Source organism: Acidisphaera rubrifaciens HS-AP3 (assembly GCF_000964365.1).
GTDB classification, from domain to species: domain Bacteria; phylum Pseudomonadota; class Alphaproteobacteria; order Acetobacterales; family Acetobacteraceae; genus Acidisphaera; species Acidisphaera rubrifaciens.
Genome location: NZ_BANB01001077.1, coordinates 1 through 378 on the forward strand (window position 1 = coordinate 1; position 378 = coordinate 378).

Here is a 378-nt window from a genome sequence, read left to right on the forward strand (position 1 = left end):
CCCCGTCGGTGTCATAGGCCATGCCGCAATCCACGCCGGAGATCGCCTCGGCGGTCGCGCGCAAGGTCGCCGCCGTGTTGCCGCCGGCCAGGGCGATGATCTGTCCGCTCGCGAGGCGGAAGCCATAGGCGGCCTCGAACGCCGGCAGGGCGGCCGGGCTTTCGACGAACTCGGCGGAGGCGGCGAGCAGCACCCGGCCGCCGCCGCGCACCCAGCGCCCGTAATCACTCATCGACCGCAGGCCGCGCGCGGCGGCGGTCGCGCGACGCACCGCGATGGTCCAGCCGTTGTCCGCCGGCGCGCAGGGCAGCCAGACGAGGCCGTTCGCTGCCGCGTCAAGTGTCCTGACCCGCGCCCAGCCGGCTACGCGGTCGCGCC

1 protein-coding gene is annotated in these 378 nt (G+C 75.4%); it reads right to left on the bottom strand.

What is annotated here, in order from left to right; translation table 11 throughout:
- Positions 1 to 378, bottom strand: a 378-nt coding sequence (locus B8460_RS20130) for a glycine betaine ABC transporter substrate-binding protein (protein ID WP_048863411.1), incomplete at both ends; no start/stop codon positions are given.